The organism is Sulfuricurvum sp. (assembly GCF_023229695.1).
Lineage (GTDB): Bacteria > Campylobacterota > Campylobacteria > Campylobacterales > Sulfurimonadaceae > Sulfuricurvum.
In genome coordinates this window covers 80,289-104,053 of the sequence record NZ_JALNYS010000008.1, presented here as the reverse complement: position 1 = coordinate 104,053, position 23,765 = coordinate 80,289, and the positions used below count along the sequence as shown (strand labels likewise).

Here is a 23,765-nt window from a genome sequence, read left to right as displayed (position 1 = left end):
CCGGTTACACCTTCGGCTTTGTGGATAAAGCACTGCTGAATTTATGATAAGATTCCACACTAAATTTTGTCAAGAGAGAGTAACGTATGGAAATTTTAGAGACTGAAACTTCATTTAAAGCCTGTGTACAAGAGATTCAAAACAGCAGTGGGTACAAAAATCCTCTTGGATTCGGAATTTGTCGTGTCGATGTCGGACAACTCAATTCGGATAAGGTTCTTCAAGCGACCTACCCCCATATCAACTGGAATGAAAATTTCGGGAGTGCCGCAATTTTTATCAAAAGCGCACAGGAACAGGGATTCACGATCGATTTTACCGCCAATGAAGTGATCGTTCCGGTCACTTTGAAATTTTTGGAGGGGTGTCTGAACGCATTCACCCCCTATTCCGATGAAGCGTACGGAGAGGCACATAAAAATATTCAGGTTGTTTCAGCCCTTTACACCCGGATCAAAGAGTACGGTATGCGTGAGGGGGAATTTCGTTTGGTCTTTATTTTCGCCGATGCACCGTGCGTCAGCGCTGAGGCGACCTATTTGAAATTGTATGCCCTCTCCACTTCCAAAGCGCCTTTGCGCTCTTTAAATCTCAACGGCGCATTCGGTGCATTGACCAACGTAGCATGGTCTGATGGGCAACCGATCGAACTGGAGTGGTTGCGGGCCAATGAGATCGAACTGAAATTTGCCGATGAATACCCGAAAATCGATTTCGTCGATAAATTTCCCCGCTTCCTGCAACACATTATCCCTGCCAACAATACCCGAATTCTGGATGATTCAAAAGTCCGTTTCGGTGCACAGCTGCATGCCGGTACAACCGTTATGCCCGGAGCAAGCTATATCAATTTCAACGCGGGAACGACCGGAGTCAGTATGGTAGAGGGGCGAATTTCGAGTTCAGCGGTTGTCGGTGACGGTTCCGATGTGGGCGGGGGAGCATCCATTCTCGGAGTTCTCAGCGGCACCGACGGCAACCCGATTACCATCGGTAAGAACTCTTTGCTGGGGGCAAACAGTGTATGCGGTATCCCGTTGGGTGACGGATGTATCCTTGACGCCGGAATCGCAATTCTCGCAGGGACAAAAATTTCAATTGCCCCGGATCAGTTGGCATTGATTCAGGCCGCAAATCCGGACGTTCAATTAAAAGAGAGCGATACGTTTAAAGGTTCGGAACTCTCCGCTCTTAACGGGCTCCATTTCCGTCAAGATTCCCAAAACGGAGCCCTTTTGGCCCGTCGATCTACGCGTGAAGTCAAACTGAACGCCGATCTTCACTAATTTATTTCTGATACTCCCTTTTAAGGGAGTGGAGCTTATACTTTAGATATTAACTGGTCTTACGCGCCTTGCCTTAATAGGTTCTGGGCTTTGCCTAGAAAGTGCATAACATCAGGTATTAAAAAAAAGGGGTTCATTATGATTAGTTCAAATGTCTCTTCGATGCTTTCAAATCAGACGTACATGAATAACAGTGCCGCGAACGTAGCGAATGTCAATACCGATAATTACGTACCGCGAAATACAACCGTCAATGAAACCAAAGACGGCGGAACAAAAGCCGACACAACGTTGGCAACCGATAATGGATCGGCGCAGTCTCAAACCAATTTGACCAAAGAGCTCACCGATCAAATGATGATACAGAACATCAATGAAGCCAATGTAAAAGCAATTCAGACCCAGAATAATGTGATGGGCTCTTTATTGGATATTAAAGCTTAACCCGCTTACCCTTCTTCTTTGCCAGTACGATGGGGGGGAGAGCGGGCTCTTTGGTAAAGATATTCATACTGAGAAGCGATGTCAGCAGCATGGTATTGCGGTCAAAGCTTTCTACGTCTGAACCCAATTCAAGAGTGCTGATCACCGCCTTACCGATAATAACTCTCCCTTTTTTCCCGTTTGGATCGATGGTACGGATTCCCCAGATATTATGCATCACCATGACGGTATCGTTTAGCGTTCCGATATAAAGCAACACATGCCCTTTTTTGTACAGAATCGTTTCAAAAGGGACCCCACGTTCTTTAATAAGAGCGATTTTTTGGCTATTGTTTAGTTCCTTCAGGGAGATAACTTCCCCTTTTTTAGCCTGTGACGCTGAATTTCTTGGCAGCCAGATCCCAAAAGGGGTGAACATTTCACGAATCATAGAGGAACAATCGCGCTCTTCAAACATGCCGCCCCATCCGTAGGTATTGCGCAACATTTGCGTCCCTATTTTGATGATATCCTCTTTATTGAATAAATGAAATCCGACGTGTGCCGAATGTTTCGCAACGGTGAGCTCGCCGCGATTGCCGTCAGGATAAAAAAAGAGGAGATAAAAATAGTGATCGTCTTCTCGCAATAACGGGAGGAGCATCCCCACCCGCGAATAGACGATAAAGCGGTTGTTTTTATCGTAGAGCGGGACCTTGTCTTCCGTCATAAAAACTTTGGGTTTTTCCCGTATCGATTGGATTTGCGCGGCCGTAACCGGAATAATTCCGTTGCTCTCTACCCATCCGGACGCATTATTCGTAAAAACATAGGCCCACCCTCCGTCTTGAGAATAGTGGGAAATAAAGAGGGGTTCATTAAACGCAACACTGCTGTTTTGGAGCAGATCGAACGGAAACCCCTCTCCCGGAAGAGCCGGATTGCGGTAGAGAGGTTTGTGGGTCGGAAACGTCCGAAGATTCATCCATTTGGTCGTCAGGGCATACTGATTAACGGTAGAATAGGCCTGAAAATTGCTTTGTACCGACATCTCATTGAGCCATTGCGGATCGATCGGTTTTAGATTACTGCCATACCCCCCCTGAAAAGCGCGAATCGGCCATTGTACATCCTGTGTACAGATGGATGCGGCGGTATACGACCAGGGACGGTAATAGTTCTCTTCGAAATGTTTCTGAATCGGGTAGGGTTCCGTCTGATTAAAGTCGTTGTGCATCACATAAGGTTCAATACTCTGCGGATAATACTCAAGATCGCTTACCTTTTTGGTCACTTCGGGGAGATCGATCTCCATTTCCTGCAAAAGTAACTCTTCGGTTACATTATTCTCTTTGCAAAAAGGGGCCGGCGGCAAAGCAACACGGGGCTCTTTCTCTTTCGGCGACTCGATCTGAGCACATCCGCCAAACCATACCAGAATTCCTACGATTCCAATTTTATACAGCATATTTTCCATTCATCCGTTATGGGCATATTCAACAACAACTAAGACGATAGGATACGAGCGGTACGATACCCTATTCCACACCGCCAAAACGTCCTACGACACGGCCGATGATTTCTACTTCATCTTTACGCGCGACGTAGACGGGATAGTCTTTATTATCCGAAATAATATCCAGTTTACCATCAATCCGCACTTGTACTCTTTTAATAAAAAGGCCGTGTTCGGTACGTATCGTAAAGATTCCGCCACGGCTGACATCGCATTTCGATCGGTTGACAAAAACGATATCGCTGTAACTGAATGAGGGTTCCATCGAATCACCGCTGACATTAATCGCTTCGATGTTGCGCAGTTCCCGTTCGCCCCCCAATGAGAGGACAAAACTTTCTTCCAGCATTAACGGCTGGAACTCCAGTTCATCGTTTTCGGCACCGCCTCCGGCTGAAGCATTGACCGACGAAAAATATCGGACCATGTAAAAGCGATTCGTCGGTTCAATCAAACTTTCGGGGGATTGGTTGTACAAAAGCCAGTTGATCGCAATGGAACGTTTGGCACAAAAATCGAGCAACTCGGTAAAAGGAATTTTATTGCGTTTTTTCATCGTTGCAAAATTCATTTGTGAAATTTCCAATAATTCAGCAATATCTTTATCAAAAACTTTTTTATCCGGAAATTCTCCGGAAACGATATCTTTAATCGTCTCGACGATATCGGAAAATGTTTTCATCGTTCACTCCTCCTTCGTATGGATAGGGTATTGTAGGAATTATGACACATAATTGGCTTTAATATGTCAAAATGAAATATTTTTTTCTCTATCGCACCATTTTCTATACGATTTGTCACATATAAAAAGAGAAAACCAAAAAGGAGCGTGCAATGGCAAAGGTTATTCGTAGAGCAAATGGCTGGATGGAGAGATTTGAATCGAAAATGGAAGAGTGGGCGGAAAAGCTTTTTTAACTTTTCTCCCCGCTGTTATCGGATGGATTGGAACTATCCGTCGTATCCTTTGCGTCTTGTTTACGTTTGGAGAGGTGATATCCCCGAAAAATATAGATGAGGAAAAGGACAAATAAAAGGAGCATAAGGGAATCGAGTATCTGTAGCATTACATCTCCTCTTTGTAGGTTTCAAAATTTTGCTTGATCGCTTCATACACGATGATGCCGGTACTGATGGCGAGATTGAGGCTGCGCCCCTCTCTCGTCATGGGGATCGTCATGCACTGATCGGGGAACTGTTGCAGCACTTCAGCCGGTATACCGGCCGTTTCGCTTCCGAAAAAGAGATAATCTCCCGGAGCAAACGGCATCTGGAAATAAGGGGTATCGGTTTTTGTCGTGGCAAAATAGCATTTTTTGCTTGGAGGATGTGCTTGAAAAAACGCTTCAAGATTCTCCCACACATGCAAATCGATTTTATGCCAATAATCAAGTCCGGCGCGTCGCACCGCTTTTTCATCGATATCAAAACCGATGGGTTTGATAAGATGCAACGAGGAGCCGGTATTGACGCAAAGGCGACCGATTGCTCCGGTATTGTTCGGGATTTGGGGATGAACTAAAACAATATGAAACATTTAAAAAATTATCGTTTTATTGGTGTGGACAAAAATCCGGTCTTCGAGTGCCAATTTCAATGCTTTGGAGAGGACGATTTTTTCGACATCGCGTCCCGAACGCTGCATCTCTTCCCATCCGTAGGCATGATTGACATGGATAACGTCTTGCGCGATAATCGGACCTTCGTCCAAATGGTTATTGACAAAATGGGCGGTGGCACCGATAATCTTCACCCCCCTCTCATACGCTTGTTTATACGGATTGGCACCGATAAATGCAGGGAGAAACGAGTGATGGATATTAATGATTTTATCTTCATACGCTTCGACAAAGCGCGGCGTCAAGATACGCATGTATTTGGCCAAGACAATATAATCGATTTCACCGAATAAAGAGAGCTGTTCCAATACCCGCCGTTCATGTTCATCGCGGTCGCACCCTACATGCGAGACGGTATAAAACGGAATATCGAATTTGGTGACCAGCGGCTCAAGAAGATCGTAATTCGAGACGACCCCTACGATAATCGCGTCCAGCTCTCCCGCTTCGTAACGGATCAAAATATCACCGAGGGCATGGGACTCTTTTGTAGCCATCAGGACAATCCGTTTTTTACGGGGGACGATCACCTCCAGATTAGCACCGCTTGGCAGTGCGGCGGCAAGCTCGTTTCGAAGGGCGTCGGGATCGATTTCACCGGCGACGACACTGCGCATAAAAAATTTATTTTGCCCTTTGTCCACAAATTCGTTATTCGAGATAATATTGAGATTCCGGTGAAATAAGATACTCGATACTTTATAAACGAGCCCTTTTTCATCATTGCAATGGATCAGTATCCGGTATTGTTCATTCATGCGTCAATCATCACTTTTTAATGGTATCTAATCGGTTGTCGATGGTCGCTAAAAGGTATTCAAAAAAATTCAGTGTCAAATCGACTTTGGCTTCAATCTGAACATTATTAGGAGACTGAAACCCTTCAAACAAAACAAGCAACCGTTCCCGTATCCCTTCAAGCATCCGTGCTTCATCATCCCGTACGTGCGGCTCGGGTTCGGTGAATATCTCTTCTTTTTCATGACGATACGCTAGAGGCTCATCTTTTTTGACGAATATGGGGGATTCAATCGGTTCGGGAGCGGTCGTGATCTCTTCGATTTCGGCTAATGTAGATAAAATGACATCTTTTAATTCCATGCGCGCATCAACCACCTTTCAAATTGAATAAACTCGGCTTCATCATCCATTTGGACAAAAAAAGCTTTCATTTCGTTATTGACCCCGAGAAATTTTTTCCGCATCCCCGAAAGGCGGCGCACCGCAATTTTTGCATCGGTATTACTGGGGTCTTTTTTTAAAATCTCTTTGTAAATTTCAAGGGCATCTTCTTTAAGCCCCTGAAGTTCATAAATATTGGCAAGGGTTAGAGTTTGCATTTTGCAGCAAAATTAGCGATAATTGAACCCATTTCACTGGTAGAGCAGATCTCTTTGGCATCAAAATTGCCGATGTCTTTTGTGCGATACCCCTCAGCCAGCGCTTGTTTGATACCGTAATCAATACGGTCAGCAGCGCGATGCTCATTCAATGCAAACCGGAGCATCATCGATGCGCTGGCGATGGTCGCAATCGGATTGGCGATCCCCTGCCCCGCGATGTCGGGAGCTGAACCGTGAATCGGTTCGTATACACCGATCGCGGAACCGACCGAAGCGGACGGAAGCAGACCGATCGAACCCGAAAGCATACTGGCTTCATCGCTCAAAATATCTCCGAAAATATTCCCGGTCAGAATGACGTCAAACTGTTTCGGATCACGGATCAGCTGCATGGCCGCATTATCGACGTACATGTGGCTGAGTTCCACTTCCGGATACTCTTTTGCCACCTCTTCAACCACTTCGCGCCATAACTGGCTTACGTCTAGGACATTGGCTTTATCGACGGAGCACACACGCTTGGAGCGCTCCATCGCAATTTTAAAGGCTACGTGAGCAATCCGGATCACTTCGTCACGGCTGTAGACCATCGTGTTCCATCCCTTGTTTTCGTCGCGCCCCTTGGGCTCACCGAAATAGATGCCGCCGATAAGCTCACGTACCACCATCAAATCGACCCCTTTAACGATCTCAGGTTTCAATGAACTGGCATTGATTAGTTCGTCATATACGGTTGCCGGACGGAGATTCGCAAATACGCCGAGCTCTTTACGGAAACGGAGCAAACCGCTTTCCGGACGTTTTTCTCTGGGGAGGGTGTCCCATTTTTGGCCGCCGATGGCACCGAATAAGACGGCGTCGCTGCTCAATGAAATATCGATGGTCTCTTGGGGGAGCGGATCGCCTGTTGCATCAAAAGCGCACCCCCCCATCAATGCTTCTTTGTAATTGAACTCGATATCTTCGCACGAGGCCACGGCATCGAGAACTTTTACCGCTTCATCGATAATTTCAGGGCCGATACCGTCCCCTTTGATCAGTGCAATCGTATAGCTTTTCATCCTTATTTCTCCTGTGCGGCAATTTCTGCATTTGCGTAGTTCATCAATCCCCCGGCACTCAGCAACTCTTGCATGAACGGCGGAATGGGGGTAAAGCGATAATGTTTGCCCGTTGTAGTATTGGTGATTGTCCCTGCATCCATATCGATACTGACACTCTCCCCCTCTTTGATTTCCAAACTCTCCGGAAGCTCAAAAATCGGCAATCCCATATTAAACGCGTTGCGGTAAAAAATTCGGGCAAACGTCGGCGCAATAATAGCCGCAACCCCGGCAGCTTTAAGGGCGATCGGAGCATGTTCGCGCGATGAACCGCATCCGAAGTTTTCATCGGCAACGATAATATCACCCGGAGCCATTTTGGTTACAAATGTCGGATCGGCATCTTCCATGACGTGTTTAGCAAGCTCTTGCGGATTCGAAGTATTCAGATAACGGGCGGCAATAATGAGGTCGGTATCGATATCTTTACCGAAATTCCAAACTTTCCCTTCAATTTTTTGCATCAAACTTCCTCTGGTACGTAAAATTAAAGGGATTATAGCCTATAAGAGTTGAAAGAGTTTTAAAGCGCGGCTCCTCCTTTGGTTGCGTTTACCAAATAGCGTGATCTAAGATCTTTGTTTTGAATTTGTTAAGGTAAACAAAATCACCTCTATTATATTCTACGTGTTTAGTATATTTTTCAGAATATTTTATTCTTTTAATGAAATTATAAGTATCGGAGCTACCAACGAGGATGAAGATTGCTGTCGTTATGATCGGTTTGGTCAGTGCCCTCTTTTTTTTAACGGGATGCGATTCTACGAAAGAGACGGAGAAGGGGTCACCCTCTTCGGTCAAAAAACCGTATGAAGGGCAATCCATTGTCCTTATTGTGCCGACTCTGGAAGCGAGATTGATCCGAGGGCCGATTTTGGATGAAATCGGAGCTTTTGAGAAAAAAACGGGGGGGAAAGTTCGCGTTGTCACCCCGAGTTGGAATGAAACCATCGAAAAAATCGATCAATCCCTAAAGGATCCAAATCTGAATTATGATATTTTTGTCGTTATCTCAATGTGGAACGGAACTTTATTGGGAAATAACCACATTGAACCCATCCCCGAAGCGATCAAAAAGGAGATTGACTGGGAAGACGTTTTACCCATTTACCGCAATAGCGTTTTATCCTGGAACGGCAAAGCTTACGGACTCCCTTATGACGGCGATTGTATCAATCTTTATTATCGAAAAGATATTTTTGAAAATCCAAAGAATCGATCCGCTTTTCAAGATCGATACGGATATCCTCTGGCCCCTCCCGCAACCTGGAAAGCATTCAGAGAGGTCGCCGAATTTTTTAACGGATGGGATTGGGACGGAGACGGTAAAATCGAGTATGGAATGGCCGGGCTCAGGGTCAAAAATGATATCTCCATGCTTCAGTTTTTGGCACAAGCTGCCGCGTATGCGAAGCATCCCGACGACAAAGCCTATTATTTCGATCCGGAAACGATGAAGCCGCGTATCAACAATCCCGCATTCGTCAAAGCCCTGAATGATTATGTCGATTTTATCCGTTTCGGCCCTCCGGGTATGGCAAGTTTTGCAGGGCATGACGTCCGTAACAGTTTCGTCTCCGGGGAAGTGGCAATGGCAATGGATTGGGCAGACATGGGTATTTTTGCCGCCAACTCGCCCGTTTCGATTGTCAAAGAGAAAGTCGGCTATGCTCAGATACCGGGCTCCGATACGGTATACAATTCGAAAACCTTTACATGGGAAAAGCGTCCGAACCGTGTCTCGTCCATCAGCGGAAACTGGATGTTCCTAGTGAATAAAGATTCTAAAAACAAAGAGCTTGCGTTTGCCTTTGCGGCGCACATGACTTCGAAGCAGATGACAAAAGTGCTGACGGCAACGAACGGTACGGCCGTCAATCCCTCCCGCTATTCCCATTTCAATGACCCCTCCGCATGGAACCGTGCCGGTTTTTCAACACCGTCGGCCAAAGCGTATCTCGATGCGATCACCGTTTCGCTCTCCAATCCGAATGTTGTTTACGACATTACGATACCGGGGGCCGGAGAATATTACCAAGCGATCGACAGCTACGCCTACAAAGCGGTAATGGGAGAGCTGACACCGCAAGAAGCACTCAACCGTGCTGCTGAAAAATGGGAAAACATTACGGATAAAATGGGGCGCCGAAAACAAAGCGCCTTTTATAAATCCTCACTCAACTAATATGTTCAACACCCTAACGCTTCGGAAAATCGCCAATTTCAGTTTTGCAGCCATATTGGGGGGCTCTATTGCCGTTGGCACCTTGTTACTGTTGCTGCTGCGCGATTATGAACAGATCATCGCCGATCAACAGTTGAGCAAATCGGCGTATGAAGCCCTGTTTGTTCTGAAATACGATACGGAACGGCTCCTGACCACCTCAGATCTGGAAAAACAGACCCATACGCTCATCCAATCCAAAGAGGAGTTCAATAAACGCTTTGCTGTGTTAACCCCTTCAATCGGAGATAAAAAAGAGTGGTTTCAATTTCGAAATATCGTGTTGTCAGAACTTGAAAAAATAGAAATTCTGTTGAAAGATGAAAATTTTTCCAAACAAAATATGATGGAAAAATCACTCTTAAGACGTTTGGGGGAAGGTCTGAACGCCAACGAGAACAGTGTATATTATATCAAGATACGGGATTTGAACAATAATATCGCTTATCTGAAACAATATGAAGATTTTTTACTGGATGAACTCTACACCTTTCAGTTCAATAACACTTCACAAGCGGACAAACATATCGCCGAAGCAAAATTGATGATCATATGGGTCATCGCTATCACTTTTTTACTCCTCATCGTTTTGGCGTATATCGTCTCTCGAACGATTAAAAAAGCGGAGAACAATTTGCTGGGGATACAGGTCAACCTGAGAATTGCCCTTGCCGAACTCGAAGAGAAACAAAAAATACTGGTATCGCAAAGAGATATTCTGGAGTATTCCGCCCACTATGACTCTTTGACGGATATACCGAATCGGCTCCATTTTGTAGAGAAACTGACGCAGCTGATCGGACGCCATAAGGATACATCTGAACCGTTTGCCGTGTGGTTTATCGATTTAGACCGATTTAAAGAGATCAATGACTCTTTCGGACACAGTATCGGGGACCGCGTTTTGCAAGAGGTTGCGATCCGGCTCAATGAAGCCATCGGAAAGGAGTCCATTGCCCGATTCGGCGGGGATGAATTTGCCATTATCGTTGAAAATGCTCAGAATTTTCACGATACGGAAGTGATTATCAAACGGTTCTTGAAAATGCTAAGTGATCCGTTAATGATTGATAGTTATGAAATTTTTATCACGTGCAGCGCAGGAGCCAGCTTTTTTCCAAAAGACGCCCATAATGCCGAGGAGTTGCTTCGTAATGCCGATTCGGCCATGTATCAGGCGAAAGCAGAAGGGAAAAATACCTATAAGTTTTACACGCAGGAGATGACGCAGCGGGTTTATGAACGGTTAACACTCGAAAACAGTTTACGCAAAGCACTCTCCCATGATGAATTGATCCTCTATTATCAGCCGCAGGTGGATATGTCACGCGGAGAAATCATCGGATTTGAAGCCCTGATACGATGGAATAATCCGGAGATCGGGCTGATCTCGCCTCTTAAATTTATTCCGATTGCCGAAGAGACCGGTTTGATTATCGAAATCGGTGAATGGATCCTCGAAGAGGCGTGCCGACAAATGATGCAATGGAGATCTCAAGGGCTGAATCCGGGATACATTGCCGTCAATATTTCAGCCAAACAGCTGATCCACGGTAATTTGGAAAAAGTGGTCCCCGCTCTCTTGAAACAATACCGATGCAATCCCGATTGGATTGAACTTGAATTGACCGAAAGTATTATTATGAACAACCCGGAATATTCTAAAAATATCCTCACACAGCTTTCTGAGAGCGGTTTGAAATTGGCCATTGACGATTTCGGTACCGGATACTCCTCGTTGGCCTATCTGAAAAATCTACCCATCAATAAACTCAAAATCGATAAATCGTTTGTCGATAATCTCCCCTATAATCAGGCAGACGGTGAAATCGTCAAATCCATTATCCACCTTTGCAAAGGGCTGCAACTTAAAATCGTAGCGGAGGGGATTGAAACCGAAGCACAAGGGAAGTTTTTACTTCAAGAGGGGTGTCCAATCGCTCAGGGGTACTATTATTTTAGACCGCTTCTTGCTTCGCAAATACCGGCGTTGTTAGACTCTCCATGGGGGGGCAACAAAGGGGAAAAAAGTGAAGAGAAGGAGAAACCGTACGATTAACCCTGCTCAAAAGCTTCTCTACAAAAAATCAAAGTGTTTCTCTTCGAAAAGAGAGACGCACACATCGACCACGGCAGCATCCAACTTGACTCCACGTCCCTTTTTAATCTCATCCAACGCCGCATTGATTCCCAATGCGGCACGGTAGGGACGATGAGAGGCCATCGCTTCGACAATGTCCGCAACCGCTAAAATTCGAGACTCAAGTAAAATATTCTCCCCTTTGAGCCCGCTTGGATAACCTGATCCGTCCACCTTTTCGTGATGCTGTCGGATAATTTCAGCAATCGGCCATGGAAATTTAACCTCTTTGAGAATTTCATAGCCCACTTCGGGATGGGTTTGGATAAACAGATATTCAATCGTGCTTAATTGTCCCGGTTTGCTCAATATTTCGGCCGGGATTTTTATTTTTCCCAGATCATGAATGGATGCGGCCAAGCTTAAACCCTCAATTTTACTTTCACTCAAATCCATCTCTTTGGCAATAGCAACGGCTAATTGGGCCACACGATTTTGGTGCCCTGCCGTATAGGTATCACGTGCTTCTACCATCATGGCAATAGAACGGACCGTCCCTTCAAGACTTTCATGGAGCTGAATTATCATCTTGTCACGATCAAGATTTAATTCGGTTAAATTTCTACGAAGTCGAAGGGTATGTATACCATACGCCATATCGTCCGAAAGTTCTTTAAAAAGGCTTGATTTTTGGTTGTCGAATAATTGCGGGGATTTCGAATAGATGGCGACGGCGCCCAGGCTAACGGTATTATGAGTGAGCGGAAGAATCAGCATCGATCCTTTCATGTCATAAGGTGTTGCGGGGCAAACCTCCCGATGGCTTTTGAGATACTCGGACCATTTCGGATCGTTATCAATATCATTGATAGTAATAATGTTGTTTTGATTGATACAGATGTTGATAGGGCATCCACGGTAGATGTCACTGGTAAAATCAATTTCTTCAAGCTGCAAGATCCGCTGCTCCGAAAATGAGTAATAGTCGCATTTTATCAATTGGTCATGTTTGACATAGACACCGGCAAAATCATACTTCTCTGAACTGATAATTTCGGTGCAAATCGACGTCAGCAACGCTTTTTCACTCGTACTGCGCACCAAAAGCTCATTGCAACGGCTGATCAGTTTCAAGGTAGAATTTAATTGTACAATCTCGTTTTCTTTGTGCCGCAAGTCGGTGATATCTTCAAAGAGAAGAATCCCGAAACTGTAATCTCCGGCATTATTGAATACCGGGTAGGTGCGTGATTTAAAAATATGGCCATTATCGAGGGTAAACTCTTCTTCTGAAAATTGACCATGTTCCTGAATCCCCTCATCCATCGCTCCGTCGCGTTTGGGGAAAACTTCATAGTACGGTTTTCCGATAATCTCTTTGAACTTTTTAGCACCGGAAAGCTCTTTATACGCTTGATTAGCACGCATAATATTGTTCTCCTTATCATGGAGCATCACGCCGTCTTGGATGGCGTCAAACGCGTCCGTCCACTCTCTTTCGGCTCTTGCAATCAAATCGTTTTGCTTTTTTTCTTCCGTAATATCGTAGAGTACAACACGGTATTCAGGTATATGGTGCTCATTCTCACGTCTAACCGTCACCAAATGGGCCCAAAATAGGGTTTTATCCGCCCTTACCATTCGTACATCGCAGGATATCTCTTCCGATGATTGAATTAATTTTTGTCGATAGAAATAGTAGTTGTCCTGATCCTCTTTGTAGATGTAGTGTGAAATGGGTCTGCCGATCAGTTTGTTTCGGCTGATCCCCAAGCGTGTTGATGTTGCAAGATTGGCATTTAAAATAATCCCCTCTGTCGAAAGCGTGTAATAACTCACCGGTGCCAAATCGTAGAGATTGAAATAGTTATTCCGTTCATCATCCAGTTTATTTTGTATTTGACACAGTTCATCGTTTTGCATCTCCAATTCAATCTGATGAACTTGCAATTCGTGGAGCAACCGAGATGTCTCTTCGGGTGATATGGCTTTGCTATCATGCTGTTCGTTCGCACTGACGATCTCTTCTGCTTTATGGCGCAGGGTTTGAGTCTCATCAGCGACAGAGAGATATTTAGGCATCCGTTCTCTTTGTATTTTTTTTCGGAATCAAACGTTCCGTCGTCGCAATGGCATACATCTCTCCGGCACTGTTAACCAAAGCCGTTGATGTTATCCGAACGTCGGAAACGGAACGGTCCTTGCAAATCCGCTGTGAACTGTAGGGTTCCAAAATCTCCGAACGGCTCAACTGTTTTATTTTAAATATCTCCTCTTCCCGATCTGCTCCTGCGATCCGATCCCGCACATTCATACGCAAAGCTTCTTCTTCGCTCCAGCCATACATCCGTACGGCACCGGGATTCCAGGCCAGCATGTGTCCATCCAAATCCTGCACAGTGATGGCATCGATGGCGTCATGAACAACAATCGCCAATCGGCTCAATCTATTGGCTTTTTGGAGTTCTTCGCGCATCTGTACAATTTCGGAGATGTCGATAAAGGATATCACCGCCCCCTCAATAACGTTTTCGATAGTGCGATAAGGCTGGATGCGCATCGAATACCATTTCCCTTCGCGCGTTTGTACTTCTGCTTCTTTGGGGATCAGAGTATTTAAAACCGACTGTATGTCAGAAACAAAGGTGTCGTACCCCATCATATTGGAGGCGATATGCCCTACAGGTCTCCCTAAATCGGTGAGGATCAGGTGGATGATGTTCGTGACGGCGGGGGTGAAACGGAGAATACACAGTTTATGATCGACAAAAACTGTACCGATATTGGTCCCCGCCAGCAAGTTGTTCATATCATTATTGGCATGCGACAAATCGGCCACTTTGGTTTGGAGTTCGGTGTTGACGGTCGATAACTCTTCATTGAGAGATTGAAGCTCTTCTTTGGAGGTTTCGAGCTCTTCGTTGGTCGATTGGAGCTCCTCGTTGAGCGATTGCATCTCTTCATTATAGGATTTTAGCTCTTCGTTTGAGGTTTCGAGTTTTCGGTTGGCAATTTGAAGAAACGCCTCTTGCTCATACAGCTCTTGCTGCAGCATCGCAATCCGTTTCCCCTCATCCGTAGGTTTTGTCCCTAGGGCCGGATACTCAATCGCCCCCTCGGTGATGGAGTGCTCGGGTATGACTTCCTCAAAAATGACAATGTATAACGGAGATTCCCTCAGAGCTGTTTTCGAACTCAGATGAAGCGTCAGAGTCATCCCCAGGTTCTGTACGTGCAAAAAGTTGGAGCTAACGCTCTCATGGGATGAGATCGCGGCATGCAGTGCCATGGTCAAATCACGGCGTAGCCCCTCACGAGCCGTTTTCAAAATATTATAGACACCCATTTCGCCGGTTGGAAGTTCCAGATACATCCCCGTTCGCCCATGCAAATAGACGATATCCCCCTGCTCATTGACAATGGCGCCTGAAAGCGGTATTCGCCGTAACAGTGTTTGTTCCATCAGCTCACGTAGCGGCAGTTTCTCGGCAACATTGTTTTTTTCGACCGTTCGCATAGCAAAGGTGCGGGTAATTCCGGCATTGAGAAGTGTCCGATCCAAGAGGGTGCGCTGTGAAGTGTTCATCTCCTCTTTACACTGAAAGAATTTTGATTTTTGATCCAAAATGGTAAAAAGATTACTAAATTCTCCGATGCTTTCAGACGATCCCAGGAAAAGAATCCCCTCCGGATTGAGGGCGTAGTGAAAAAGGGGGATAATCTTTTTTTGCAAATCGGAATTCATATAGATCAGAAGATTACGGCAGCTGATAAGATCAAGTTTGGAAAACGGGGGATCTTTGCTAATGTTTTGTTCCGAAAAGATCAACATATCGCGGATGCTTTTATGGATACGGTAGCTGCCATCGGGTTCGGCTATGAAAAAACGTTTCAATCTTTCGGGTGAAATATCCGCAGCGATGGCGGCGGGATAGATGCCGCTTCGGGCAATGGCGATCGCATGCGCATCGATATCGGTGGCAAACAGTTGTACAAGAACGTTTAACTGCTGCGTCTCCATGTGCTCTTTTAGCAAAATAGCGATCGAATAGGCCTCTTCACCGGTTGAACATCCGACGCACCAGATGCGAAGTACTTCTCTTTCAGCTTTGAGGGCAAAAAGCTTGGGGAGGATCACCTCTTGCAATACAACAAACGCTTCCGGATCACGAAAAAAATTAGTGACGCCGATTAATAAATCATGAAACAGCGCCTCTACTTCGAGAGGTGTTTGCTGGAGGTATTTGACATATTCGTCAATCGATTCAATCTGATGGATGGCGAGACGCCGCTCAATGCGTCGCCCAATGGTACTGGGTTTGTATTGGGAAAAATCATGTCCGGTCTGGGAACGCAGTAGAATAAAAATTTTATCCATCATATTGTGAAATTTAGGTTGCGATCCGGTTTGGTAGCCCTCATGATTTCCAAACGTATTGACCGTATAAACGATGAGCTGATTGGCCATTTCAGAGGGAGAGAGGATAGAATCAACAAGACCCGTTGCGATGGCACTGAGCGGCATACCGTCGTACTCCGTCGTTTCAGGTGTCTGAGCCATGACCATCCCCCCCTCTTCTTTAATCGCACTTATCCCCTGAGTACCGTCACTTCCGGTTCCGGAGAGGATAATACCGATGGAACGTTCGTGCAAATCCTGCGCCAGAGAGTGAAAGAAAAAATCGATCGGCAGACGATGACCATGACCGGCTGTAGGTTCCAACAGCTGGAGGGAGCCGTTTAAAAAAGCCATATTACGCCCCGGAGGGATAATATAGACACAGTTGGGCTCCACCTTCATCCCGTCTTCAACTTCTACCACTACCATACGGGTATAACGCTGAACCAGTTCCGCCAGCATACTGGTGTGATCGGGAGAGAGATGCTGAACCAGTACAAACGCCATACCGGGGTCGATGTTTAAGGGTATCCCCGAAAAAAACGCTTCAAACGCGGCCAACCCTCCGGCAGATGCACCGATACCGACAATGGGGAAGTTGGAAACAACGGCAGGTGTAACCCGTGTCGTTTTGGCTCTATTGCGTTTTGGCACCCCTACTCCGTTTTGAGAAAATGTCTCATGCACATAATCAAGATTATAGATTAAAAAAAATTAATAAATAATATTTTTTCGCTTCATTATACTGCAAATAGCTTTATACGGCAATCGAATGTGCAGAAATATTTTTGATCTGACCTTACGCACTTTGCCCTAGCAAGTGCTTAAAAGGCAGTTTTTCTCGCGCATCTGACAGATGCGGGTAGCTTTGGGGGGGTGCAGGGGACAAATTGTCCCCGCCACTTTACGGGCTTTGCCCGAAAAGTGCGTAACATCAGTTTTGAGATCAGATGGTTACGATTTTCTCAGGAAAGAGCGCTATGGCGTATCCTCATACAAAAGATCCGCTACTAGCGTTTAAGACTGTTGGTCGTTGAAAGCATCTCATCGCTGGTCGTAATAACTTTTGAATTGGCGTCATAAGCACGTTGCGCCGTGATCAGGTCGGTCAGTTCGACAACAAGCTGTACGTTACTCAACTCGACAAATCCCTGCCGAACCGTCCCCAACCCGTTAATCCCGGGGGTCCCCTCTACCGGTTGCCCGGAGCTGTCGGTTTCGGAAAAGAGATTGTCTCCCATCGCATGCAAACCGGCCGGATTGATAAAGTTTGTCAGAGAAATTTGTCCGACTTGTGTCGATTGTGCCTGGCCGGCTTGGGTAACGCTCACGATCCCGTCCGCTCCGACACTGATATTGACCGCATCCTCCGGAATGACCACTTCGGGAATAATGGTATAACCGTCTGAATTCACCAATGTACCGTTCTGATCGATCTTGAACGAACCGTTACGGGTATACGCTTCCGCACCGCTGGGGAGTTGAATCTTAAAAAAGCCTTTTCCGGTGATCGCCATATCCAGCGGATTTTCCGTCTGTTTCAGGCTCCCTTCTGAAAAAATTTTGTTAATAGCTGTCGGGCGTACCCCCAGACCCACTTCAACTCCGGTGGGCGAGCGGGTCGTATCGCTGGTAGAGGTACCCGCATAGGTCATGACTTTGTACATCAAATCGGCAAATTCGGCACGCGATTTTTTATACCCCATCGTATTGACGTTGGCAATGTTATTGGCGGTTGTATCGATTTGAGTCTGCATCGACAACATTCCGGTAGAACTCGTATAAAGTGATTGCATCATGGTTCAGGTCTCCTTAGTTTTTACCGGCTATTTTTTGAATAGCATCGTTATTCATATCATTCATCTGCGCGTCCATCGCTTTTTGATACATTCCGACAAGACGGTTGGCCTCGATCAGCGCAACCATCTCGTTGACGGTATTGACATTGCTTTTTTCGACAAACCCCTGCATAACACTGCCGGATTGCGTCGCCGGCGTCAATGGATCATTCGGATCCGGGAGATACAGATTCTCCCCCTCCTTGATCAGCATTCGGACATTTTGCGGTTCAACCACCATGATTTTTTTACCGGCAACCATCTGATTCGAACCGGGAAGATTGGTAGCGAGCTGGCCGTTTTTATCAATCGTGACCGTTTCGTCCTGCGGATTAAGGGTGATCGTTGCCTGGGTTTGCACATAATCGCTTGGAAGAACTTCATACCCTTTTTTGGTAACGAGTTTCCCTTCGTCATTCAGCGTAAATGAGCCGTCACGTGTCAAACGGATCCCTTGCGGGGTCTTTACCGCAAAAAACTGCCCCTCTTTGCTCAAAGCAAGATCAAACGTATTGTCGGTTTTTTGCATCGAACCGAGGGTATGATCGGTATATCCGTCTACGATCATCGGGACACGGGCTAAAGAACGATTGAAATATTGGGCTGCTTCCTTCGTATTATTCGCCAACGGCAGCTCATCTTGCGCTGCTTTGTACAAACGGGCAAAGTCCCCCGCAATGAGCTGATCGCGCTTGAACCCCGTCGTGTTTGCATTGGCAAGATTGGAAGCGATGGTATCCATACGGTTGAATTGCGTTACCATTCCACCTGTTGCTGCATAATATCCGGTCTGCATTCTCTATCCTTCGGCAATATTGGAAGAATAAAGCAAACTTTGTTCCATCTTTATATCAGATATTACGCACTTTCCGGGCAAAGCCCGTAAAGTGGCAGGGACGGCCCAGCCGGCACTTCGTGCATCGGCTTGGGTTCCAAAGCTAAAAAAGCCAAGCAGTTGGCTTTTTTGACGCTTTTCACCCATACAACCCCCTAAAGCTACCCGCATCTTCCGGATGCGGGAGATTACTAACCTTTTCGCACTTGTTTAGACAAGCTGCGTAAGGTCAGTTTATATCTTAAGAACATTGGAAAATCCCAAACATTATCTTAAGAAATATTTCGGTATAATCCACCTCTTTTAAACCGCAAGGGAGTCCTCCGACAATCATGAGTGCCAAAGATCTAAATAAACATCTCGAAACCTTATTTACCGAACACAAATCCAAAAATTGTATCACCTATGAGACAATCGTTGAACCGTTCGATAAACAACCGACCCTTGCCCAAGCCAAAAGCGTTTTAAAATTGGCTCAAAAACATAAAATTTGCCTTTTCACCTCTTCTGAACATGCAAAAATGCTCAATCAGCAAGAGGCAGCGGCCAAACGGGCCGCACAGCTCAAATACATCGAAGAAGCGAGCAATGAGGAGTTTGACATTCTCAAGCAGCATGAATTGCTTGAGTGGTCCCGTTCCGACTCTCCCGTACGGATGTATTTGCGTGAAATGGGACAGATCCCTCTCTTAACCAAAGAAGAAGAGGTTGAGATCTCCAAGCGGATGGAGATGGGAGAAGGGATCATTATTGATGCAATCTGCTCCGTCCCCTATCTGATCGATTTTATCCTAGACTACAAAGATCCCCTTATTAATCGGGAACGACGGGTCAAAGAGCTTTTCAAAAGCTTCGAAGAAGAGGAAGGGGACGATCATGATGATGATGAAAATGATGATGACAGCGACGATACGGACGCTACTGACAAAGCCCCTTCCGCAAAAGACCGAAAACGGGTAGAAAAAGTCATAACCTCTTTTAAAGCGCTTGAAAAAGCGAAAAAAGATTGGGTCAAAGCAACCGAAAAGATGCTTGAAGAGTGTTCTATCGATGAGATGGACGGAGAATATGTCCTTTTCTTTATGAATGTCAGTTTCAAGAAGAAAATGCTCAAAGATGCCCTTCTCGATCTGGGACCTACCTCCAAACTGATCAATGAGCTTGTCCGTTCAATGGAGACGGCGCTTCGAAGCGACGAGGGATTTGACCGTGAGCTGAAACGTCTGGAATACAAGCTTCCCCTCTTTAACGATCAGCTGAAAAAAAATCACACCCTGATTTTGGCCAAAATCTGTGATTTGACGAAAGAAGAGATCGCGACCAAAGTCCCCGAAGCCACCATGGTCAGCACCTATATGGAGATCAAAAAGCTGATCCAGACCAAAGAGGCTTCCAAGGGGGGCTTCAATATGGAGCCTGAGAAATTGGCCGATATCCTCGAGCAGATCAAACGGGGGAAAAACATCTCCGAAGTTTCCAAAACCCGTATGGCGAAATCAAACCTCCGTCTCGTCGTCTCGATCGCCAAACGCTACACGAACCGAGGCCTTCCGTTCCTTGACCTAATTCAGGAGGGGAACATCGGTTTGATGAAAGCGGTCGATAAGTTCGAATACCAAAAAGGGTACAAGTTCTCGACCTACGCGACCTGGTGGATCCGTCAGGCGATCAGCCGGGCCATCGCCGATCAGGCGCGAACGATCCGTATCCCGATTCACATGATCGAGACGATCAACCGGATCAACAAGATTATGCGCAAACATCTCCAGGAACACGGAAAAGAGCCGGATGTCGAAACCATCGCGGAAGAGGTCGGTTTATCGGTCGAGAAAGTTAAAAACGTTATCAAAATAACCAAAGAGCCGATCTCTCTTGAAGCCCCGATCGGAAATGAAGAAGACGGACGTTTCGGGGATTTCATCGAAGATAAAATGTCGATCTCTCCATCCGATGCCGTACTCAAAGACGACCTTAAGGTACAAATCGAAGGGGTACTCGAACAGCTCAACGAGCGGGAAAAAGCGGTTATCAAAATGCGTTTCGGAATTATGGAAGACGAGAGTGACCGAACCCTCGAAGAGATTGGCAAAGAGCTTAATGTGACCCGCGAACGTGTTCGTCAGATCGAAAGCAGTGCGATTAAGAAACTCAAACACCCGAAAGTGGGTCGTAAACTGAAAAACTATATCGAGGACTAATGACATTCGATCAGCAATGGATTGAATTTGATTTCAATCCGTTTATCCTATTTAACTCAAGCGGTAAAATTGTCTCACTCAACACCGAAGCACAGTATCTTCTCGGTGCGATTGATGGCTCCGCGATTTACAAGATTGCCACGACGTATGCCAACTCTTCCTTCGGTTTTAAAACCACATTTCTGGAACTGGAATTCGGCCGATTCAAGTTTTTCGGGATAACGGTCGGTTACGAGGACGAAGAGCAGATCGGAATCCGTCTCTATCAGCTCCCCTCTTTTCAGTTTACCAAACAAAAGCCCGAAGGGCAATTGGTCAATATTTACACCCTAATCGACCTGTGTATCAGCTCCAACTCTATCGGAAGCCAAACCAAATACACCAAAGAGCTTGACCCGACCATTCCGGAGATTCGTCTTCAAACGGAACTGTTCATCAAACTGCTGAACAAAATATACCTCTCTATGTCCGGAAATGAAAAGATCGTTACGCGTCTCTTTTTCCGTGTCGGGGAGCATATTAAATATGAAGGGGAAAAACACTCCCTCTTCTCCATTGAGGTGATTTCCGAATCCATCAACCGTAAATACCTCTCCGAAATCAGCCAGCTTGCGGAAAAGAATAATCTCTTTACCGATGTCAAAGAGACAAAAATTATGATCAATATTCCGATGATTGTGAAATAAAAAGGTCTCGCGCGATCAGGTAACCGAGGGCTATTCCCGCCGCAAGCCCTACGAGATAGGGCAATACCGATAAAGCATGATTGTTTTGCAGCGCAATAAATCCCAAAACTAAAAACGCATACGGAATCAGACGGTAAACCGATACCCATGCCGAAACGTTTTTTGTCGTATTTTGGATGACGTTGCCCTTTTGGCGGGCTTTTTCCGCTTTGATCATGGCTTTGATATCGGTGATCTCTTCCATCCGCTCTTCTTCGTAGAGATCGTAAGGATCGTCCATCATATCGATTATGTCTTTGTTATCTTCGAGATCGACCTCTTCAGTGCGTTGTCGGATCATATTCCGGTACGAGTAGAGTGAACCGGCCACGATAAGCATCGACGACATCATCGCTACCGTAAAATTGAGATAACTTTGCGTCGAAAGGAGTAGCAGCGCCAAAGCGGCTCCCTGTGCCCCTAGAAAAAGGGCAAGAGGTTTTTTAATCCTCGTCATCATCGTCATCGTCCTGTTTTTTCCCCATATTGTATCGCGGATCTTTAGCCAGTTTTTCGAACTCTTTGTACTGCTTGCTGTAGGCTTTAAATACATTCATAAATGCGGCGGCAATACCGATGGCAACACCGATCCACAATAACCAGTCGATACCAAAAAGTTTTTTTAATCCCAAGCCGATAGCCACACCGATCAATACGGCCACTACCATCGAAATTCCCAGAGAGAGGCTCTCTGCCCCTTCGATGATCGGTTTTATCCTCGGCTTTTGTTCTTCACTTTCCATTGACATCCTTTATACACTGTCGAAACAAGGTTCCGACACTTTTATAATTCTTTGAAAATTTTGTCCGCTGCGGCAATGGTCTCTTCGATCATTGCGTCGGTCGTTGCGCTGCAGATGAATCCGGTCTCAAACTGCGAACAGGCAAAATAAAACCCTTCATCCAGCATCGCTGCATGAAAACGGGCAAAACGGTCCGTATCGCTCGTCAGTGCATCGGCAAAATTGGCAATATGATTTTCCGCGAAGAAAAATCCGAACATCGAACCGCGCACATCGGTTTGTAAGGGGATGGCGTTCTCTTTTGCCGCATTGGCAAACCCCTCCGTCAACCGCTTGGCCCGTTCTTCGAGAACCGTGTAAAGGCGGGCGTTGGATTTGAGTTTGCGGATCGCCGCAAGCCCCGCCGCCATGGCTACTGGATTGCCGCTGAGTGTCCCCGCCTGATAGACCCCCCCCTCGGGTGAGAGGTGAGCCATAATGTCGCGACGGCCGCCGAATGCGCCGACGGGCATACCGCCGCCGATCACTTTGCCCAGCGTTACAAGATCAGGCTTGGTCCCCGTGATGCTCTCGGCTCCGTGCAAGCAGGCACGAAATCCGCTCATCACTTCGTCAAAAATCAAAAGGGCACCGTATTCGTTACACACCGCGCGCAGCTCGGCGAGAAAATCTTTGGTTGCCGGAACGAGACCCATATTCCCGGCTATGGGCTCGATGATAACACAGGCGATTCCCGGGCTGTCGGCGAAACATTGGCGAACCGAGTCGATGTTATTGTATTCGGCCAACAGGGTGTGCTTCGTAAAATCGGCCGGAACCCCCGGTGAACTCGGCGTACCGAACGTCACCGCCCCCGAACCTGCCTGAACCAAAAGCGCATCGCTGTGACCGTGGTAGCACCCGGTGAATTTCACGATATCGTCACGCCCCGTAAAACCGCGCGCAAGACGGATCGCACTCATGACCGCTTCGGTACCGCTACTCACAAAGCGGATTTTTTCGATGGAATCGTAAATGGAGATGATCAACTCGGCCAGCTCACTCTCAGCTTCCGTCGGCGCTCCAAAGCTCAATCCCCGTTTAACCGCATCAATAACGGCATTTTCAATGCTTTCGTCGCGGTGACCGAAAATCAACGGCCCCCAGCTCTGAACATAGTCCACATAACGGTTGTTATCGATATCAATCAGATATCCACCCTCTCCGCTTGCAATGAAGCGGGGGATACCGCCGACACTTTTAAAGGCACGAACAGGGGAGTTTACGCCGCCTGGAATCAATTGTTGGGCTTTTTCAAAAGCGCTCTGAGAGTGTTCAATGCTCATAAGACAATCCTAGATACGTTAAAGTTATTCGATATTATAATATCTAAATGCTTTGGAGTTGCCTATATGGCCAATGTACGATAAAATTGCGTAAAAACGAAGGTTCTT

The 23,765-nt window shown here is 46.2% G+C and carries 23 protein-coding genes; 6 read left to right on the top strand and 17 right to left on the bottom strand.

Annotated elements, in window-relative coordinates; genetic code table 11:
- The first annotated feature begins 86 nt into the window (after nucleotides 1-86).
- Together M0P91_RS07305 and M0P91_RS07300 are read left to right on the top strand one after the other, a co-directional pair.
- Nucleotides 87-1,286 carry a tetrahydrodipicolinate N-succinyltransferase N-terminal domain-containing protein gene (locus M0P91_RS07305; protein WP_295066108.1) on the top strand — a complete coding sequence of 400 codons (1,200 nt, stop codon included), beginning with the start codon at nucleotides 87-89 and terminating at the stop codon, nucleotides 1,284-1,286.
- Between the two features lie 138 nt (nucleotides 1,287-1,424).
- Nucleotides 1,425-1,730, top strand: a complete 306-nt coding sequence (locus tag M0P91_RS07300; RefSeq protein ID WP_295066107.1) for a hypothetical protein — start codon at nucleotides 1,425-1,427, stop codon at nucleotides 1,728-1,730.
- On the opposite strand, the gene M0P91_RS07295 is transcribed toward M0P91_RS07300, so the two are convergent.
- The 9 genes from M0P91_RS07295 to M0P91_RS07255 all read right to left on the bottom strand — a co-directional run bounded on the left by M0P91_RS07295 (nucleotide 1,720) and on the right by M0P91_RS07255 (nucleotide 7,754).
- Nucleotides 1,720-3,186, bottom strand: a complete 1,467-nt coding sequence (locus tag M0P91_RS07295; protein WP_295066106.1) for an SH3 domain-containing protein — start codon at nucleotides 3,184-3,186, stop codon at nucleotides 1,720-1,722. The two genes, M0P91_RS07300 and M0P91_RS07295, sit on opposite strands and share 11 nt — an antisense overlap.
- Nucleotides 3,187-3,247: 61 nt before the next feature.
- Entirely contained in the window at nucleotides 3,248-3,907 is a 660-nt protein-coding gene (locus M0P91_RS07290; protein WP_295066105.1) for a LexA family transcriptional regulator, read from the bottom strand.
- 232 nt (nucleotides 3,908-4,139) lie between these two features.
- Nucleotides 4,140-4,292, bottom strand: a complete 153-nt coding sequence (locus M0P91_RS07285) for a hypothetical protein (RefSeq protein ID WP_295066104.1) — start codon at nucleotides 4,290-4,292, stop codon at nucleotides 4,140-4,142.
- Complete coding sequence (locus M0P91_RS07280; RefSeq protein ID WP_295066103.1) at nucleotides 4,292-4,762, bottom strand: tRNA (cytidine(34)-2'-O)-methyltransferase; 471 nt, start codon at nucleotides 4,760-4,762, stop codon at nucleotides 4,292-4,294. The genes M0P91_RS07285 and M0P91_RS07280 overlap by 1 nt, the downstream gene beginning before the upstream one ends.
- Nucleotides 4,763-5,602: a formyltetrahydrofolate deformylase gene (gene purU / locus M0P91_RS07275; RefSeq protein ID WP_295066102.1), complete on the bottom strand. Its 840-nt coding sequence runs from the start codon at nucleotides 5,600-5,602 to the stop codon at nucleotides 4,763-4,765.
- A gap of 10 nt (nucleotides 5,603-5,612) precedes the next feature.
- Nucleotides 5,613-5,945 (bottom strand): hypothetical protein, encoded by a 333-nt coding sequence (locus tag M0P91_RS07270; protein ID WP_295066101.1) that lies wholly within the window; start codon nucleotides 5,943-5,945, stop codon nucleotides 5,613-5,615.
- The gene (locus M0P91_RS07265) at nucleotides 5,936-6,184 is read right to left on the bottom strand and encodes a tetratricopeptide repeat protein (RefSeq protein WP_295066100.1); all 249 of its coding nucleotides are present in this window, start codon (nucleotides 6,182-6,184) and stop codon (nucleotides 5,936-5,938) included. The genes M0P91_RS07270 and M0P91_RS07265 overlap by 10 nt, the downstream gene beginning before the upstream one ends.
- On the bottom strand, nucleotides 6,172-7,248 hold the full coding sequence (leuB, locus tag M0P91_RS07260; protein ID WP_295066099.1) for a 3-isopropylmalate dehydrogenase: 1,077 nt from the start codon (nucleotides 7,246-7,248) through the stop codon (nucleotides 6,172-6,174). The genes M0P91_RS07265 and leuB overlap by 13 nt, the downstream gene beginning before the upstream one ends.
- A 2-nt stretch (nucleotides 7,249-7,250) precedes the next feature.
- On the bottom strand, nucleotides 7,251-7,754 hold the full coding sequence (locus tag M0P91_RS07255; RefSeq protein ID WP_295066098.1) for a 3-isopropylmalate dehydratase small subunit: 504 nt from the start codon (nucleotides 7,752-7,754) through the stop codon (nucleotides 7,251-7,253).
- Between the two features lie 233 nt (nucleotides 7,755-7,987).
- Between M0P91_RS07255 and M0P91_RS07250 the strand changes: the two genes are divergently transcribed.
- Both M0P91_RS07250 and M0P91_RS07245 read left to right on the top strand, forming a co-directional pair.
- Nucleotides 7,988-9,475: an extracellular solute-binding protein gene (locus M0P91_RS07250; RefSeq protein WP_295066097.1), complete on the top strand. Its 1,488-nt coding sequence runs from the start codon at nucleotides 7,988-7,990 to the stop codon at nucleotides 9,473-9,475.
- A gap of 1 nt (nucleotide 9,476) precedes the next feature.
- Nucleotides 9,477-11,573 carry an EAL domain-containing protein gene (locus M0P91_RS07245; protein ID WP_295066096.1) on the top strand — a complete coding sequence of 699 codons (2,097 nt, stop codon included), beginning with the start codon at nucleotides 9,477-9,479 and terminating at the stop codon, nucleotides 11,571-11,573.
- 18 nt (nucleotides 11,574-11,591) lie between these two features.
- On the opposite strand, the gene M0P91_RS07240 is transcribed toward M0P91_RS07245, so the two are convergent.
- The 5 genes from M0P91_RS07240 to M0P91_RS07220 form a co-directional block, all read right to left on the bottom strand.
- Complete coding sequence (locus tag M0P91_RS07240) at nucleotides 11,592-13,676, bottom strand: HD domain-containing phosphohydrolase (protein WP_295066095.1); 2,085 nt, start codon at nucleotides 13,674-13,676, stop codon at nucleotides 11,592-11,594.
- Complete coding sequence (locus M0P91_RS07235; RefSeq protein WP_295066094.1) at nucleotides 13,669-16,647, bottom strand: chemotaxis protein CheB; 2,979 nt, start codon at nucleotides 16,645-16,647, stop codon at nucleotides 13,669-13,671. The genes M0P91_RS07240 and M0P91_RS07235 overlap by 8 nt, the downstream gene beginning before the upstream one ends.
- A gap of 356 nt (nucleotides 16,648-17,003) precedes the next feature.
- Nucleotides 17,004-17,792 (bottom strand): flagellar basal-body rod protein FlgG, encoded by a 789-nt coding sequence (gene flgG, locus M0P91_RS07230; RefSeq protein WP_295066093.1) that lies wholly within the window; start codon nucleotides 17,790-17,792, stop codon nucleotides 17,004-17,006.
- Nucleotides 17,793-17,805: 13 nt separating this feature from the next.
- Nucleotides 17,806-18,627, bottom strand: coding sequence for a flagellar hook-basal body protein (locus M0P91_RS07225; protein ID WP_295066092.1), 822 nt, complete (start codon nucleotides 18,625-18,627; stop codon nucleotides 17,806-17,808).
- Nucleotides 18,628-18,630: 3 nt separating this feature from the next.
- Nucleotides 18,631-18,813, bottom strand: coding sequence for a hypothetical protein (locus M0P91_RS07220; RefSeq protein ID WP_295066091.1), 183 nt, complete (start codon nucleotides 18,811-18,813; stop codon nucleotides 18,631-18,633).
- 185 nt (nucleotides 18,814-18,998) lie between these two features.
- Here M0P91_RS07220 and rpoD point away from each other — a divergent pair, with 185 nt between their 5' ends.
- Both rpoD and M0P91_RS07210 read left to right on the top strand, forming a co-directional pair.
- Complete coding sequence (rpoD, locus tag M0P91_RS07215; protein ID WP_295066090.1) at nucleotides 18,999-20,864, top strand: RNA polymerase sigma factor RpoD; 1,866 nt, start codon at nucleotides 18,999-19,001, stop codon at nucleotides 20,862-20,864.
- Nucleotides 20,864-21,550: a hypothetical protein gene (locus M0P91_RS07210; protein ID WP_295066089.1), complete on the top strand. Its 687-nt coding sequence runs from the start codon at nucleotides 20,864-20,866 to the stop codon at nucleotides 21,548-21,550. The genes rpoD and M0P91_RS07210 overlap by 1 nt, the downstream gene beginning before the upstream one ends.
- Here M0P91_RS07210 and M0P91_RS07205 read toward each other — a convergent pair.
- From M0P91_RS07205 to hemL, 3 genes are read right to left on the bottom strand one after another with little or no spacing between them, the layout of a single operon-like run.
- The gene (locus tag M0P91_RS07205) at nucleotides 21,525-22,055 is read right to left on the bottom strand and encodes a hypothetical protein (protein ID WP_295066088.1); all 531 of its coding nucleotides are present in this window, start codon (nucleotides 22,053-22,055) and stop codon (nucleotides 21,525-21,527) included. The two genes, M0P91_RS07210 and M0P91_RS07205, sit on opposite strands and share 26 nt — an antisense overlap.
- Nucleotides 22,033-22,332, bottom strand: a complete 300-nt coding sequence (locus tag M0P91_RS07200; RefSeq protein ID WP_295066087.1) for an AtpZ/AtpI family protein — start codon at nucleotides 22,330-22,332, stop codon at nucleotides 22,033-22,035. The genes M0P91_RS07205 and M0P91_RS07200 overlap by 23 nt, the downstream gene beginning before the upstream one ends.
- A gap of 41 nt (nucleotides 22,333-22,373) precedes the next feature.
- On the bottom strand, nucleotides 22,374-23,657 hold the full coding sequence (gene hemL, locus M0P91_RS07195) for a glutamate-1-semialdehyde 2,1-aminomutase (RefSeq protein ID WP_295066086.1): 1,284 nt from the start codon (nucleotides 23,655-23,657) through the stop codon (nucleotides 22,374-22,376).
- Nucleotides 23,658-23,765 lie beyond the last annotated feature (108 nt).